The following is a 15,809-nucleotide window of genomic DNA, read 5'->3' as shown; positions in this document are numbered from 1 at the left end:
ACAGCTGGGCCGTTACGGTTCGCTCTCCTGGGGCCCGTGCGGGCCTGGCGGGGCGGGCGGGCCCTGGACCTCGGGGCGCCGCGGCAGCGGTCCGTCGCCGCCGTGCTGCTCCTCAGGGCAGGCCGCCCCGTCGCCCGCGACCAGCTCGTCCGCTCGGTCTGGGGCGAGCCCGCCCCTGCGTACGCGGTCCCGCAACTGCAGAAGTACGTCTCGGCGCTGCGCCGCGTCCTGGAGCCCGAGCGCGGCCCCAGGTCGCCCTCGGGGGTGCTGAACTGGTCCGACAGCGGATACGTCCTCGACGTCGGACCGGACGACGTCGACGCGGCCGCCTTCGAGCGCGGGGTCGGCCGGGGGCGCGCCGCGCGGGCCCGCGGGGACGTGGAACGGGCCGCCGCGGAACTCCGCGCGGCCCTCGCCCTGTGGCACGGTCCGGACGCCCCCGCCCTCGCCGACGTGTCGAGCGGCTTCCTGGACGCGGAGCGCGACCGGCTCGCGGAGCTGCGGGCCGCCGCCCTGGAGGAACGCGTCCAGGCGGACCTCGACCTGGGGCGCCACCAGGAGGTCGTACCCGAACTGACCCGCCTGGTACGCGACTTCCCCCTGCGCGAGCGGTTCGCGGCGCTGTTGATGCTGGCCCTGTACCGGTGCGGGCGGCAGGGGGACGCCCTGGCCGTGTTCCGGCGGATGCGGCGCGGGCTGCGCGAGGAGCTGGGGGTGGATCCGGGAGCGGAGGTGCAGGAGCTGCACGGGCGGATACTGGCGTCCGCGCCGTCGTTGGCCTGGCCGGGGGCGGGCTCCTCTCCCGGTTCGGGTGCGGGCTCCTCCTCCGGTTCGGGTGCGGAGCCCGCCCCTCGCCCTGCGCGGTCGGCCACGCCCGACGCCGTCCAAGGCCTGCATCAACTCCCCATGGACATACCGGAGTTCACGGGACGGGAGGCGGAGCTGCGTGCGTTGCGGGAGCTGGTGGGCGACACCGGCGTCGACCCGGGCGGCGGCACCGGCGTCATCGTCGCCCTCATCGAAGGCATGGCAGGCGTCGGCAAGACCCGCCTCGCCGTCCACGCCGCCCACCAGCTCGTCGCCCAAGGGCGCTTCGCAGACGTCCAGTTGTGGGCCGACCTGAAGGGCTTCTCCCCGGACCGGGCCCCCGCCGACCCCGCCCGCGTACTGGAGGACTTCCTGCGCCTGCTCGGCGTACCGGGCGACCTCGTCCCCGAACAGCTCGAAGCCCGGGCAGCCCTGTACCGCGACCGGCTCGCGGGCAGGCGGGCCCTGGTGATCCTCGACGACGCGGCCGACGAGGAGCAGGTGCGGCCCCTGCTGCCCGGCACCGGATCGTGCCTGCTGCTGATCACGAGCCGCCGCGTCCTCGGCGGACTCGACGGCGCCCGCACCACACACCTCGCCCCCTTCAGCCCGAAGGAGGCCACCGCGCTGATCGCCCGCGTCACGGAACGGGAGCGGCCCGGCGCGGAACGCGTCGCCGAACTCTGCGGTCACCTCCCCCTGGCCGTCGCCCTGGCCGGCCGCCGCCTCCGCACCCGGCCCTCCTGGTCCATGGCGGACCTGGCCCGGCGCCTGGAGGCCGACGAGGGCAGGCTGCGCCAACTCGCCGTCGGGAAGCGGACGGTGGACGCCGCCTTCGCGCTGTCGTACGAGTCGCTGCCCGAGCCCCGCCGCCGGGCCTTCCGCCTCCTCGCCCTGCACCCCGGCACGGACTGCACACCGGACTCGGCCGCCGCCCTGCTCGGCACGGACCGCGACGACGCCGAGGACCTCCTGGAAGCCCTCCTCGACGAGCACCTGCTGCAGAGCTTCACCCACGGCCGCTACCGCCACCACGACCTGCTCCGGCTGTACGCACACGGCCGCACCCACGCCGAGGACGACGAGGAGTCGCGTACGGCCGCCGTCCTGCGGCTCGCCTGCTGGTACTGCGACGCCGCCGAGGACGCGCGGCGGCGGCTCGAACCCTGGCGGACGGCGGACGACCGGCCGCACCAAGCCGACCCGGAACCGGCGACACCCGCGTCGTCCGCGGCGGCCCTGGACTGGCTTGAACAGGAACGCGCCAACCTGACCGCCGTGACCGAGGAGGCCGCGCGCCGCGGCTGGCACGACTGCACCCGGCGGCTCGCCGCCGCGGCCCACTCCTTCCTGGGGCTGCACGCGTACGGCACGGACAGCCTCGCAGGCCTGCGCCTCGGCCTTGACGCGGCCCTGCGCACCGGCGCCCCTGCCCAACAGGCCCGCGCCGTACGCGACATCGGCTTCGTGTACGACGGCCTGGGGCGGCACGACGAGGCCGCGGAGCAGTATCTGCGCGCCCTGGCCGTGTCCGAGAAGGCCGGTGACGCGCACGGCGTGGCCGAGGCGCGGTGCGGGCTCGGCCGCGCGCACGCGGCACGCGGGCGGTACCGGGAGAGCGCGGAACAGCACCGCCTGGCGCTCTCGGTGTTCCGGGAGACGGGCGACCGGCACGGCGAGGCACGCTCCCTCGCGGGGCTGGGCCTGGCCGACTGGTTCACGCACGGCACCCATCACCGCAGCGAGGCCCAGCACCGGCGCGCGTTCGCGCTGTTCCGGGAGTTCGGGGACGTACGCAGACACGCCCTTGAGCTCAGCAGGCTCGGGATGGCGCACTGGGTCTTCGGGCACTACGGGGAGTGCGCCCGTCACCATCGGCGTGCGCTCGCGCTGTTCGAGGAGGCCGGTGACCGGCGCGGGCAGGCCGTCGCTCGCTGCGGGCTCGCCCTCGCCGAGTGGCACCTGGGGTGGCCGGAGCGGGCCCTCGACCACTATCTGCGCGCGCTGGCCGCGTTCCGGGACACCTGTGACCGGCAGGGCGAGGCCATGGTGCTGCAGCGGCTCGGGTACGTGCACTGGGTCACGGGCCGGTACGGCCGGGGCGAGTCCGAGCTGCGCGAGGCGCTCGCGCTGTGCGCGGGCACCGGCAACCGCAACACCGAGGCGTGGACGCTGACTTCACTCGGCCATCTGTGCCTGCGGCTGCGCCGCGACGACGAGGCCGCGGAGCTCCTGCGCCAGGGGCTCGGCCTGTCGCGGAGCCTCGGCGACCGGCACTGCGAGTCGAGCGGGCTGCTCGGGCTCGCCCTGGTCGCCCTGAACCAGGGCGACTTGGCCGCCTGCGAGCGCCTCGCCCGGGAGTCGCTCGGGCTGGCGCGGGCGATCGGCAATCCGCACGGGGAGGCGTGGGCGATGATCGCCACGGGCCTCGCGCCGGCCCACGGCGTCGGCGACGGCGGCCAGGAGGCGGGCGCGGACTGGTTCCGGCGAGCCGCCGCCGTCGCCGAGCGCGTCCGCGAGCCCCACACGGAGGCCATGGCCCGCCACGCGATGGGCCGCGCCGCCGCGCACCTGAAGCGCCCGGCGGAGGCCGAGCGGCACCTCCGCGCGGCGCTCGCCATCCGCCGACGCATCCTGGACCGGCACGGCGAGGCCGAGACGCACGCGGAACTGGCCGCGCTGCTCCGGGACACCGGCCGCCCGGAGGCGGCCCGTTCCGAGGAGGAGGCCGCGCTGGCGCTGTACGCGGGGATTCCGCTGCGTGAGGGGATGCCGACGTACGAGGGCACGGGGCTGTACGACGGCACGGAACCGTACGACGAGACAGAGCCGTGCGACAGCACGGCGGCCGCCCTGCCTCGCGCGCTACCGAAGACGACCTGACCCGGACGACGCCCTGACCCGGACAGGAACTGTCCTAACCCAGCACCTTCCCCACGTACTCCCCCAACCGCCCCCGGATCTCGTCCCCCGACATCCCCTCCACCGCCACCAAGTGCCCGACGAGGTCCGCCCGTACGGCCGCGAGCAGCGCGTGGGCCGCGAAGGCCGGGTCGGGCACCGCCGCGCCCTCGTCCACCTCCGCCAGCGCGTCGCGTACGACGCCGTGCCACCACCCGTAGTACTCCGCCTCGTAGGGGGTCCCCGAACCCGCGTCCTCCAGGGCGGCCGACAGATGGCGGTTGTCGAGCTTGAAGCCGAGGAGGGCGTCGAGGAGGGCGGGCACCCGGTCGCGGGCGGGGGCGCCGGGGCCGAGTGGCGGCGGGCCCGACTCGACGGCGGCGCGCACCGCCTCGCTGCGGGCCGCGAACACGGCGCGGATCAGGCCGTTGCGGTCGCCGAAACGGCGGAACAGCGTGCCCTTGCCGACACCCGCCGCCGCCGCGACCTGCTCCATGGACACGCCGCGCGGACTGTCGCTGCGCGCGAACAGCTCGTCGGCGGCGGCGAGGACGGCCTCGCGGTTGCGCGCCGCGTCGGCGCGGGCCTTGCGCTCGGTCATGGGGACACCGTCATCTCGCACGGGACCTTTCGTACGGGGACATCTTTACAAAGTGGACCGGCGGTCCGTATCGTCAAACGGACCAGCAGTCCGAATCGTAAAGGACGGCACCTCACCATGCCCACCACCCTTTCCGGCCCTTCCGACTCTTCCGGTCCTTCCAGCCCTGCCGAACTGTTCCGCGAGGGCATCCGCCTCCTCCTCGCCGACGACGTGGCCTCCTGGGTCGACCTGTTCGCCGAGGACGGCGTCGCCGAGTTCCCCTTCGCGCCCGAGGGCTACCCGCGCCGCCTCGACGGCCGCGCCGCGATCGGCGCGTACCTGCGCGGCCTCGGCGACCACATCGAGTACCGGGCCTTCCCGTACATCGAGATCCACGAGACGACCGCCCCGGAGACGATCGTGGTCGAGATGCGCGCCACCGGCCGCGCCGTCGCGACGGACGCGCCCTTCGACATGACGTACATCGTCGTGATCACCGCCAAGGACGGCCGCTTCACGCACTACCGCGACTACTGGAACCCCCTGGGCATCCCCGGCACCCTCAAGGAGGCAGTCAGTGCCTGAGCAGTCAGTGCCTGAGCGACACACCGTCCTGGTCACCGGCGCCACCGGCACCACCGGCAGCCGCGTCACCGCCCGCCTCGCCGCCCTCGGCCACACCGTGCGCGCCGCGAGCCGCACCGCGCGCACCACCCCGCCCGCCGGGGCGCACCCGGTCCGCTTCGACTGGCACGACGAGACGACCCACACCCCCGCCCTGAAGGGCGCCACCCGCGCCTACCTGGTCCCGCCGCCCGGCGACCCGGACCCGGCGGCCGTCATGCTCCCGTTCCTGGAGCGGGCCCGTGCGGCCGGAGTGACCAGGGTGGCCCTCCTCGGCTCGTCCGCGATCGGACCAGGCGGACCGGGAGTGGGCCGGGTCCATCAACTCCTCATCGACAAGCCCCTGTTCGAGGAGTGGTCGGTGCTCCGCCCCTCCTGGTTCATGCAGAACTTCACCGACGGCCAAGCCCACGCCGACAGCATCCGCACCACAGGCACCCTGACCACCGCGACCGGCACGGGCCGCGTCCCCTTCGTCGACGCCGACGACATCGCGGCGGTGGGCGCCCACACCCTCACGGCCGCCTCCGCCCCCGAACACGACCTGATCATCACCGGCCCGGAGGCCCTGACCTACGACGAGGTCGCGGCAACGATCACCTACATCACCGGCCACACGGTCACCCACCACTCGGTGCCCCCACCCCAACTGGCCGACCGCCTCACGCGACTCGGCATCCCGGCGGAGTGGGCCCGGGTCCTCGCGGCCCTGGACGACGCCATCAGCGAAGGCGCGGAGAACCGCGTCACGGACACGGTCCGACGCCTCACCGGCCACGCACCCCGCGCCTTCGCGGCCTACTACCGCGCCGCCGGGCCGTCGTCCCGCTCGACCGCCACCGCCCCGTCCCGGTAGTCGAGCCGCACCCGGACCCGCTCCCCCGCCCCCGTCACCCGGGCCCGCACCTGCACGCCCTCCGGCAGCCCCTCGGCTGCCGGACCCACCCCGGCCTCCGCACGCACCCGGTCGAGGAGGCCGCGCATCGCCTTGGGTCCGGGGTCGAGGCCGACGTACCAGGCGGTGCCCTCCCCGTGCGCGTGGCGGGTCACCGCGGGGCCGCCCCAGTCGTAGTCGAGGACCGCCTCCGCGCCCTCCAGGCGGATCACTTCCGCCCAGGTACCGTCGGCGCGCGGGTCGAACTCCTCCACCGTCAGGCCGAGAAGTTCCCGGAAGGGGCCCGGGTAGCCGCCCAGGTGGACCCGGTCGTGCTCGTCGGTGATGCCGGAGAAGTACGACATGACGAGCGTGCCGCCCGCGCGCACATACTCGGTGAGGCGGGCGGCCGCCTCCTGCGACACCGCGTACAGATGAGGCACGAGCACCATCCGGTACGCCGCCAGGTCCCCGTCGAGCGACACCACGTCGCACGGCACGGACGCGTCGTACAACGCCTTGTGGTAGGCGAGCGCCCCGCCCAGGTAGTCCACCCGGCTGGGGTGCGCGTCCGTCTCCAGGGCCCACCAGGCGGGCCAGTCGAAGAGCAGGGCCGCCTCGGCGCGGACGGGTTGCGACCTCAACAGGGCCGGATGCGCGGCGAGTTCGGCGCCCAGCTCCGTCACCTCGCGGAACGTGCGTGTCTCGCGGCCCGCGTGCGGCACCATCGCCGAGTGGAACTTCTCCGCGCCGCCGCGCGACTGGCGCCACTGGAAGAACAGGGCCGAGTCCGCGCCGTGCGCCACGGCCTGCCAGGTGTCCAGGCGCATCATGCCGGGCGGCTTGCGGCCGTTGTGGGCCCGCCAGTTGACGGCCGAGGGCGCCTGTTCGAGGAGCAGCCACGGCTGCCCGTCCTTCAGGCCGCGCATCACGTCGTACGAGAAGGCCGTGCGCTGGGCCGCGTCCGGGTCGTGCGGGTCGGGATAGGAGTCGTAGGAGATGACGTCCAGGTGCGGAGCCCAGCGGAACAGGTCGAGGGTCTTCGCGACCGGGACGAAGTTGGTGGTGACGGGGAGGTCCGGGGTGATGCGGGCGAGGACGTCCTTCTCCGCCAGGTAGCACGCCAGGAGTTCGTCGGAGGAGAAGCGCCAGTAGTCCGCCCGCTGCGCCGGGTTGCGGAAGGACGGGGCCGCGCGCGGGGTGTGGATCTCCTCCCAGGTGCTGTAGCGCTGCGACCAGAACGTCGTCGACCAGGCGTCGTTGAGCGCGTCGATCGTGCCGTAGCGCTCGCGCAGCCAGGTGCGGAACGCCGCCGCCGACACCTCGCAGTGGCAGTGGCGCGAGATGTGGCAGCCGTATTCGTTGCCGATGTGCCAGAGGGCGAGGGCCGGATGGTCCGCGTAGCGCGTGGCGAGCCGTTCCGTCAGGCGCACCGCGTACCGGCGGTAGACCGGGCTGGAGGGGCACCAGTGCTGGCGTGAGCCGGGGTGCAGGCGGGTGCCGTCCTCCATGACGGGCAGGGTCTCCGGGTGCAGCCGGGCCAGCCACGGGGGCGGGGACGCCGTCATCGTGGCCAGGCACACGGACACGCCCGCGTCCGCCAGCCGGTCCATGTGGGCGTCCAGCCAGGTGAAGTCGTAGGCGCCGGGCGTCGGCTCGGTGGTGGCCCAGGCGAAGATGCCGAGCGTCACCAGGTTCACGCCCGCCTCGCGCATCAGCTCCATGTCCTCGGCGTGCGTGCCGGGGCCCCACTGCTCGGGGTTGTAGTCCCCGCCGTACGCGAGCGACGACAGCTTGCCGTAGAAGTGATCCAGGCTCACCGCACGTTCCTCCCTGCCCTCTCGGGTCGCCTTCATCCCACGCCCCTCGTCTCCTGCCCCGCCCGCGCCTCGATGCCGCGGAAGTGGTCCGCCATCGCCCGCTGCGCGGCGCCCACGTCGCCCGCGCGCAGCGCCGTCACTATGTCGCGGTGCCTGCGTACGGTGACGTCCGGCGCCGGGTCCTTCGACCAGCCGCGCACGCCCGCGACCCGGTGGAAGACGTGCCAGAACGCGCCGAGCAGCTGCGGCACGAGCGCGTTGCCCAGCGGCCGGTACAGCGCCTCGTGGAACTCGCGGTCCAGTTCGGGGAAGGCCTCGCCGGCCGCCGCGCACGCCTCCATCCGCCGCACCAGATCCTCCAGTTCGCACAGCTCGGCGTCGGTGAGCGTCGCCGCGACCGCGCGCACGAGGCCCTCCTCCAGGACCGCGCGGACCTGGAGGATCTCGGCGAGGGCGTGCGTGTCGTCGGCGAGCTGGACCAGCGTGCGGAAGGTCAGGCCGTCCGCGAGCGGGGTGAGGGAGGCCTGGCCGACATAGGTGCCGTAGCCGTGCCGGATCTCCACGATGTCCAGGGCCTGGAGGGCCTTGAGGGCCTCGCGGACGGAGTTCCGGCTGACGCCGAGCTCCTCCATCAGCTCGGCCTCGGTCGGCAGCAGGGCGCCGGGGCGCAGCCGCCGGTCCAGGATGAGCTGCGTCACCTCGCGCTGGACCTGGCTGCTCACACGCCGTTCACGGATGGGCTCCTGAGGCATGCGCCACATCGTAGGCACGGATGACATCCCACGTCCCACCTCCGGACGAGACTTCTCCGAATCCGGTCGACGTCACCCGCCCGTTCAGGCCGATTCCACCCGCCCGTTCCGGGCCGTGATCCAGGGCGGCCGTGATCCGCGGGGCCCTCAATTCCGATCCGGGAACAGCGGGTTCTGATCCGTGCGCGTTCTCTTGACCGGTACTCGCGGCCCTCTTATGGTCGCCACGCCAGCACGACGTAGGACGTGGGATCTCCCACCGGAAGAACTACCTCCCTCTCACCCGGCACTTGGGGAGCAAGGCCTCCCCACTCCTTCATGGAGGCACTGTGAGCCACCTGATCCCCGTGACGCGCGACGGCGGGCCCGGCCCCGACCGGCGGTCCTTCCTCAAGTACACCGGCGCGCTTGGCGCGGCGGCGGGACTCACCAGCACGCTCGCGGCCTGCTCGGGGCCGGAGTCCACGAACGAGACCGGTGGCGGCGGCAAGGAAGGCGGCACCCTGACGGCCGTCATCGGCTATGGCAACGACGGCAGTTGGGACCCGACACAGACGGCGTCGGCGTTCGCGATGGCCGGCAACGAGCACATCTACGAGGCGCTGCTCGGCACGGACCCGATCAGCCGGGAGCCCTATCCGCAGCTCGCCACGGCGGTGCCGGCCGACCTGAAGGCGACGACGTGGAAGTTCGAGCTGCGCGCGGGCGCCAAGTGGCACGACGGCAAGCCCGTCACGGCCGACGACGTGGTGTTCGTGTTCGACCGGATCCTGGACCCGAAGACGCAGACGCTGGCCAAGGGCTTCTTCGCGAGCTGGCTGAAGGAGGTCAGGAAGGTCGACGCGCAGAACGTCGAGCTGGTGCTGAAGTTCCCGTTCCCGGACGGCGCGGCCCGGCTCACGCTCGCGAAGATCATGCCGAAGCACGTCTACTCCAAGCCGGGCGCGTGGGACGACGCGACCAAGGGCAAGGCCATCGGCTCGGGCCCCTACCGGCAGACCGCCCACCACCCGAAGTCGAACACGACCTTCGAGGCCTTCGCCGACTACAACGGCCCACGCAAGGCCGCCTTCAAGAAGATGAACTGGCTGACGATCGTCGACGCGGCGCCGCGCGTCGCGAAGATCTCCGGCGCCGGCGCGGACGCCGAGATCTCCGACAACATTCCCTACGCCAACATCGAGCAGCTCAAGAAGGGCGGCATGACGGTCGAGGGCGGGGCCGGCATGAACAACCTCTTCCTGATGTTCAACACCGCGCACAAGCCGTTCGACGACGTGCGGGTGCGGCAGGCGCTGCACTACGCCATCGACCGGGAGAAGATGATCGAGGTCGCCCTGAAGGGGCACGGCAAGGCCGCCTCGTCCTTCCTCAACGAGGGCAACCCCAGCTACCGGCCGGCGAAGACCGTCTACGACTACGACCCGAAGAAGGCCAAGGCGCTCCTGAAGGAGGCCGGAGTCGAGAACCTGAAGATCAACATCATGGCGGTCAACGTCAGCTGGATCGTCGACTGCCTGCCGACCATCAAGGCGTCCTGGGACGCGATCGGCGTAGAGACCACGCTCGACCCGCAGGAGACCACTGCTGTCTTCACCAAGATGGACCAGAAGAAGGACTACCAGGTCGTCGCCGCCGCCTCGAACCCCAACCAGTTCGGCATCGAGGCGGACCTGATCATGCATTACAACTACGGGCCCGACAACCTGTGGATGGGTTACGCCCGCTGGGCGAAGAACTCCCGCGCCAAGGAGTTGTTCCGCCTGATGGACCAGGCGACACGCGAGCCGGACGCCTCCAGGAAGAAGACGATGGTGCAGGACTACATCGACATCGTCGCCGAGGAGGCCGTGCTGTACCCCGTGGTGCACAACGAGCTGATGACGGCGTGGGACGCCGATCAGCTCACCGGTGTCCGCGCCCAGCCCTACCCCGGCATCAACCTCCTCCAGGCCAAGTGGGCCTGAGCGACTTGAGGAGTCCATGCGCCGTGAGCGACCCGAGGAGGCCGTACGCCGTGAGCGACCCGAGGAGGCCGTACGCCGTGAGCGACCAGAGGAGCCGTAAGCAGTGACCGCGATCCTCCGCATCCTGGCCCGCCGCATCGCCCTGCTCGTCCCGCTGCTGCTCGGCATCGTGCTCTTCGTGTTCCTCGTGATGCGATTCTCCGACATCGACCCGGCGTCGGCGTTCTTCCAGGGCGCGAACCCCACGCAGGAGCAGCTGCACCAGTTCCGCGAGGACAACGGCCTGCTGGATCCGCTGCCGGTGCGGTACGTGGACTTCGTGGGCGATCTGCTCGGCGGCGACATGGGCATCAGCGTGCTGACCCGCTCGCCGGTGATCGACCAGATCACGACCGCGCTGCCGCTGACCATGCAGCTCACCTTCATGGGCCTCGGCATCGCGGTGCTGCTCTCGCTGCCGCTGGGCGTGGCCGCCGCGATCTACCGCGACCGGCTGCCCGACCAGATCATCCGCGTCGTCTCCCTGACCGGTGTCGCGGCGCCCGGCTTCTGGCTGGCGCTCCTGATGATCCAGTACCTGGCGGTCGACCTGGGCTGGTTCCCGACCGGTGGATACGTCAACCCGGGCGACTCCTTCACGGGGTGGCTGAAGACGATGACGCTGCCCGCGCTCGCCCTGTCCCTGCCGGTGGCCGCCCAGATGACGCGCATCGTGCGCACGGCCGTCGTCGAGGAGCTCGACAAGGACTACGTCCGCACGGCCATCGGCAGCGGCCTGCCGCCGGTCGTGGTCGTCGGCCGCAACGTGCTGCGCAACGCCCTCATCAACCCGCTGACCGTGCTCGGCCTGCGCGTCGGCTATCTGCTCGGCGGCGCGGTCGTCATCGAGACGATCTTCTCGCTGCCCGGCATGGGCAAGCTCATGATCGACGCGGTGAAGAACGGCGACCCGGCCGTCGTGCAGGGCGTCGTCATCACCACGGCCGTCGGCTTCGTCGTGGTGAACCTGGTGATCGACATCCTCTACTTGCTGGTGAACCCGCGATTGAGGGGAACCTCCTGATGCTCCAGTCGCGCAAGAAGCTGACCGAGCGGCTGTCCCTGCCCGGCATCCGGCTGCGCTCCCTGAAGAAGCTGCCGGTCCTCTCCCGCGTCGCGCTCGGCGTCGTCACCGTCGTCGTCTTCGTCGCCGTGTTCGCCCCGCTGCTCGCCCCGCACGACCCGCTGGACCAGCAGACCCTCGTCGGCGGCACCGGCGCCCCGTCCGCCGACCACTGGATGGGCCAGGACAGCCTGGGTCGCGACATCCTCAGCCGGCTGATGTACGGCGCGCGCTGGTCGCTCGCCATCGGCTTGGGCGCGACGACGCTCGCGCTGGTCGTCGGCGCGGTCATCGGCGCGATCGCGGCGACCTCGCGCAAGGCGGTCGACGAGACGCTGATGCGCTGCCTGGACGTCGTCATGGCGTTTCCCGGCATCGCGCTCGCGGCGGTGCTCGTCGCGGTCTTCGGCGGCGGCATCACCGTACTGATCTGCGCGATCGCGTTCCTGTTCACGCCACCGATCGCCCGTGTCGTACGCGCCAACGTGCTCGACCAGTACGGCGAGGACTACGTGGTCGCCGAGCGGGTCATCGGCGCGCGCACCCCGCACATCGTCATCAAGCACGTGGCGATCAACTGCGCCGCCCCGGTCCTGGTCTTCTGCACGGTGCAGGTGGCCGAGGCGATCGTGTTCGAGGCGTCGCTGTCGTTCATCGGCGCGGGCGTGCGGCCGCCCGACCCGTCCTGGGGCAGCGTCATCGCCGACGGCAAGAACATGGTCCTGATCGGCGGCTGGTGGGCGACGGTCTTCCCCGGCCTGCTGATGCTGCTCACCGTGCTCTCCCTGAACGTGCTCTCCGAGGGGGTGTCGGACGCCTGGGCCGCGCCGTCCGGACGGGACGTCACCGGGGCCGGGCGCAAGGACGACCCGGTCGAGGCGCCGGAGCCGGGCAGCGGTGAGGTGCTGCAACTGCCGGGGCTCACCGAGGCGGCGGAACGGCTGCGCTCGCGGGCCCGGCCGCTGCCCGACGGCTCGCCCGTGCTCAGCGTGCGCGACCTCGCGATCGGCTTCGACGAGCGGCACGCGGGCGTGGACATCGTCGACGGCATCAGCTTCGAGGTGCGGCCCGGCGAAGTCCTCGGCCTGGTCGGCGAGTCGGGCTGCGGCAAGTCCCTGACCGCGCTCACCGTGATGGGCCTGGAACCCAAGGGCGCCCGGGTGCGCGGCCACGTCACCTTCGACGGGCAGGAGCTGATCGGCCTCCCGATGCGGGCCCGGCGCCGCCTCCTCGGCCACGACATGGCGATGATCTACCAGGACGCCCTGTCGTCCCTGAACCCGGCGATGACCGTACGCGCCCAGCTCAAGCAGGTCGTACGCCGCGGCGGCCGCCGCAGCCCCGAAGAGCTCCTCGAACTCGTCGGCCTCGACCCCGAACGCACCCTGCGCAGCTATCCGCACGAGCTGTCCGGCGGCCAGCGCCAGCGCGTCCTGATCGCCATGTCCCTGTCCCGCGAACCGAAGCTCATCGTCGCCGACGAGCCCACCACCGCCCTCGACGTGACCGTGCAGGCCCAGGTCATCCAGCTGCTGCTGCGGCTGCGGGCCGAGCTGGGCTTCGCGCTCATCCTGGTCTCGCACGACCTGGCGCTCGTCGCGGACGTCACCGACCGGGTCGCCGTGATGTACGGCGGGCAGATCGTGGAGACCGGCGTGACGGCCGACCTGGTCGAGTCCCCCACCCACCACTACACGCGCGGCCTGCTCGGCTCCGTGCTCTCCCTGGAGTCCGCGGCGCAGCGCCTCACCCAGATCAAGGGCGTCGTCCCGTCCCCCGCGGACTTCCCCGCAGGCTGCCGCTTCGCCGACCGGTGCCCGCTGGCCGACGACGTGTGCCGCTCCACCGCCCCCGAACTGCTCGGCGAGCCCTGGCACAAGACGGCGTGTCACCACCCGGCGATCGGCGGCGAGACAGCGGAGCCGCAGCTCCGAGGAAGCGAGGCGGTCCGTGACCGTAGCTGAGCCCGGACCCTCTGGGGCCCCCGGGGACCTGCCCGAGGACGACCCCGCCGCCCTGGTCACGCTGCGCGACGCGCACGTCGTCCACAAGGCCCGTACCGGCGGTCTGTTCTCCCGCGACCGGGTGTACGCCCTGACCGGTGCCGACCTGAGCATCGCCCCCGGCGAGACCGTGGGCGTCGTCGGCGAGTCCGGCTGCGGCAAGTCGACCCTCGCGAAGGTCCTCGTCGGGGTGCAGCGGCCGACGTCCGGCGTGGTCGCGTACCGCGGCCGGGACCTGTGGGAGATGAAGCCCGCCGAGCGCCGCACCACCATCGGCACCGGCACCGCCATGATCTTCCAGGACCCGTCCACGGCCCTGAACCGCCGCCTTCCCGTCCACAAGATCCTGCGCGACCCGCTCGACGTGCACCGCCGCGGCACCCCCGAACAGCGCGCCGACCGCGTACGCGAGCTGATGAGCCTGGTCGGCCTGCCCAAGGTCCTCGCCGAAGCGCTGCCCGGGCAGCTCTCCGGCGGGCAGCGGCAGCGCGTCGCGATCGCCCGCGCGCTGGCCCTGGAGCCCGAGCTGGTGGTGGCCGACGAGCCGACCAGCGCGCTCGACGTCTCCGTACGCGCCCAGATCCTCAACCTGCTCCTGGACCTGAAGGAGCGGCTGAACCTCTCCCTCGTCTTCGTCTCGCACGACATCCAGACGGTACGCAGGATGAGTGACCGGGTCATCACCATGTACCTGGGCCGGATCGTCGAGGAGTCGCCGGCCGCCGAGATCCTGGACAACGCCCGGCACCCGTACACCCGGGCGCTGTTCTCGGCCACACCCGGGCTGCTCGACCCGATCGACCCGATTCCGCTCGTCGGCCCGGTACCGTCGGCCACACGGCCGCCCAGCGGCTGCCCCTTCCGCACCCGGTGCTGGAAGGCCGACGAGGTGTGCGCGGCGGCCATGCCGGACGTCGCGGACGCCGGCGCCGAGCACCGCTACCGGTGCCACCACCCCGTACTGGCGGGCGAGTCCACCCGCGACCTCGTCAGCCAGTCGTCCGCAGCGACGGCCGCCGCCACGGCCACGTCCAAGGAGACTCCATGACGCTTCCTCCCCTCTTGACCGGTGTCGTCCCGCCCGTGTGCACCCCCCTGACCCCGGACAACGAGGTGGACGTGACATCCCTCGAGCGCCTCGTCGACCATCTGGTCGGCGCCGGCGTCGACGGGCTCTTCGTGCTCGGATCGTCCTCCGAGGCCGCGTATCTGCCGGACGGGCACCGCAGGACCGTCGTCGAGACCGTCGTGCGGCACGTGGCCGGGCAACTGCCCGTCCTCGCCGGTGCCATCGACATGGCGAGCCTCCGCGTCCTCGACCATGTCCGCGCCGCCGCGGGCGCCGGGGCCGACGGCGTCGTCGTGACCGCCCCCTTCTACACCCGCACCCACCCCGCCGAGATCACCCGCCACTTCCGTCTCGTCGCCGACCGCGGCGAACTGCCCGTCTTCGCCTACGACCTCCCCGTCTCCGTCCACTCCAAGCTCGACGCCGACCTCGTGCTCGAACTCGCCGCCGAAGGCGCCCTGGCCGGGCTCAAGGACTCCAGCGGGGACGAGGGGGCGCTGCGCCGGGTGGTCCTCGGCGCCCGCGCCCGCACCGACGTGCACGACTTCGCCGTGCTCACCGGGTCCGAGCTCACCGTCGACTCCGCCCTCGCCATGGGGGCCGACGGCGTGGTCCCCGGGCTCGGGAACGTCGATCCGCACGGGTACGTACGGTTGTACCGCTGCGCCCGTGAAGGGGACTGGGAGCGGGCCCGTGCCGAGCAGGAACGGTTGTGCGGGCTGTTCCGCATGGTGGGGGTCGGGGACCCCCTCCGCATGGGGGCCAGCTCGTCCAGCCTCGGCGCGTTCAAGGCGGCGCTGCATCTTCGCGGGGTGATCGACTGCCCCCTGACGGCGGCGCCCCAGGTCCCGCTGTCCGCGGCGGAGACGGAACAAGTGGGTAAGCACTTGGCGGCGGCCGGCTTGCTGTAGGCCGACTCCCGCCCACGGGGGCTCCGCCCCCGGGACCCCCGCTCCTCAAACGCCGGAGGGGCTATATCCCCCACCCACCCGCCCTTACTACCTGCCGGAAGTTCCCAGCGACGTTGTTTCGGCCCCCGGCGCGCAAGAAGCGCGGCCATCGCCTGTCCATCCCGTTCCCCGGACAAGCCGTCGAGGTCCGCAAGCTCAACCGCAAGCGGGCCAAGGTGCGCATCCCGAAGCTCGGGTGGTTCCGCTTCCGCCTCTCCCGTGCCATCGGCGGGACGATCCGCAACGCCACCATCTCGCGGGACGGCAACGGCTGGTACATCTCCTTCGGCGTCCACACCGGGACCAAGCCCGCCGCCCCGAACGGCAAGCCCGCATGCGGCGTGGACTTCGGCGTCG

The 15,809-nt window shown here is 72.5% G+C and carries 11 protein-coding genes; 8 read left to right on the top strand and 3 right to left on the bottom strand.

Annotation, left to right across the window (positions count from 1 at the left end):
* The first annotated feature begins 36 nt into the window (after positions 1-36).
* Entirely contained in the window at positions 37-3,690 is a 3,654-nt protein-coding gene (locus AC0KTA_RS25525; RefSeq protein ID WP_481050549.1) for an AfsR/SARP family transcriptional regulator, read from the top strand.
* Between the two features lie 34 nt (positions 3,691-3,724).
* Here AC0KTA_RS25525 and AC0KTA_RS25520 read toward each other — a convergent pair whose 3' ends face one another.
* The gene (locus tag AC0KTA_RS25520; protein WP_481050548.1) at positions 3,725-4,309 is read right to left on the bottom strand and encodes a TetR/AcrR family transcriptional regulator; all 585 of its coding nucleotides are present in this window, start codon (positions 4,307-4,309) and stop codon (positions 3,725-3,727) included.
* Between the two features lie 117 nt (positions 4,310-4,426).
* Between AC0KTA_RS25520 and AC0KTA_RS25515 the strand changes: the two genes are divergently transcribed.
* Both AC0KTA_RS25515 and AC0KTA_RS25510 read left to right on the top strand, forming a co-directional pair.
* Complete coding sequence (locus tag AC0KTA_RS25515) at positions 4,427-4,876, top strand: nuclear transport factor 2 family protein (protein ID WP_481050547.1); 450 nt, start codon at positions 4,427-4,429, stop codon at positions 4,874-4,876.
* Positions 4,869-5,771: an NAD(P)H-binding protein gene (locus tag AC0KTA_RS25510; RefSeq protein WP_481050546.1), complete on the top strand. Its 903-nt coding sequence runs from the start codon at positions 4,869-4,871 to the stop codon at positions 5,769-5,771. Before AC0KTA_RS25515 ends, AC0KTA_RS25510 begins: the two co-directional genes overlap by 8 nt.
* On the opposite strand, the gene AC0KTA_RS25505 is transcribed toward AC0KTA_RS25510, so the two are convergent.
* The gene (locus tag AC0KTA_RS25505) at positions 5,717-7,609 is read right to left on the bottom strand and encodes a beta-galactosidase (protein WP_481050545.1); all 1,893 of its coding nucleotides are present in this window, start codon (positions 7,607-7,609) and stop codon (positions 5,717-5,719) included. The two genes, AC0KTA_RS25510 and AC0KTA_RS25505, sit on opposite strands and share 55 nt — an antisense overlap.
* Before the next feature lie 32 nt (positions 7,610-7,641).
* A complete protein-coding gene (locus AC0KTA_RS25500; RefSeq protein WP_481056557.1) occupies positions 7,642-8,370 on the bottom strand; it encodes a FadR/GntR family transcriptional regulator in 729 nt (242 codons plus the stop codon).
* 329 nt (positions 8,371-8,699) lie between these two features.
* On the opposite strand from AC0KTA_RS25500, the gene AC0KTA_RS25495 reads away from it, so the two are divergent.
* From AC0KTA_RS25495 to AC0KTA_RS25475, 5 genes are all read left to right on the top strand, one after another.
* Positions 8,700-10,328, top strand: a complete 1,629-nt coding sequence (locus AC0KTA_RS25495) for an ABC transporter substrate-binding protein (protein WP_481056556.1) — start codon at positions 8,700-8,702, stop codon at positions 10,326-10,328.
* A 103-nt stretch (positions 10,329-10,431) separates the two neighbouring features.
* On the top strand, positions 10,432-11,391 hold the full coding sequence (locus AC0KTA_RS25490) for an ABC transporter permease (protein ID WP_481050544.1): 960 nt from the start codon (positions 10,432-10,434) through the stop codon (positions 11,389-11,391).
* A complete protein-coding gene (locus AC0KTA_RS25485; RefSeq protein WP_481050543.1) occupies positions 11,391-13,394 on the top strand; it encodes a dipeptide/oligopeptide/nickel ABC transporter permease/ATP-binding protein in 2,004 nt (667 codons plus the stop codon). The genes AC0KTA_RS25490 and AC0KTA_RS25485 overlap by 1 nt, the downstream gene beginning before the upstream one ends.
* Before the next feature lie 28 nt (positions 13,395-13,422).
* Entirely contained in the window at positions 13,423-14,481 is a 1,059-nt protein-coding gene (locus tag AC0KTA_RS25480; protein ID WP_481056555.1) for an oligopeptide/dipeptide ABC transporter ATP-binding protein, read from the top strand.
* The gene (locus tag AC0KTA_RS25475) at positions 14,478-15,413 is read left to right on the top strand and encodes a dihydrodipicolinate synthase family protein (protein WP_481050542.1); all 936 of its coding nucleotides are present in this window, start codon (positions 14,478-14,480) and stop codon (positions 15,411-15,413) included. The genes AC0KTA_RS25480 and AC0KTA_RS25475 overlap by 4 nt, the downstream gene beginning before the upstream one ends.
* Positions 15,414-15,809 lie beyond the last annotated feature (396 nt).

This window comes from Streptomyces sp. Y309, assembly GCF_056712025.1.
The sequence above is the reverse complement of the archived record's forward strand: the minus strand, read 5'-3'. Positions and strand labels throughout refer to the sequence as shown.

Excerpts from the sequence above, each read along its gene's own strand:
- AC0KTA_RS25520 (WP_481050548.1), bottom strand. The coding sequence starts at position 4,309 with ATGACCGAGCGCAAGGCCCGCGCCGACGCGGCGCGCAACCGCGAGGCC.
- AC0KTA_RS25515 (WP_481050547.1), top strand. The coding sequence starts at position 4,427 with ATGCCCACCACCCTTTCCGGCCCTTCCGACTCTTCCGGTCCTTCCAGC.
- AC0KTA_RS25500 (WP_481056557.1), bottom strand. The coding sequence starts at position 8,370 with ATGTGGCGCATGCCTCAGGAGCCCATCCGTGAACGGCGTGTGAGCAGC.
- AC0KTA_RS25485 (WP_481050543.1), top strand. The coding sequence starts at position 11,391 with ATGCTCCAGTCGCGCAAGAAGCTGACCGAGCGGCTGTCCCTGCCCGGC.
- AC0KTA_RS25475 (WP_481050542.1), top strand. The coding sequence starts at position 14,478 with ATGACGCTTCCTCCCCTCTTGACCGGTGTCGTCCCGCCCGTGTGCACC.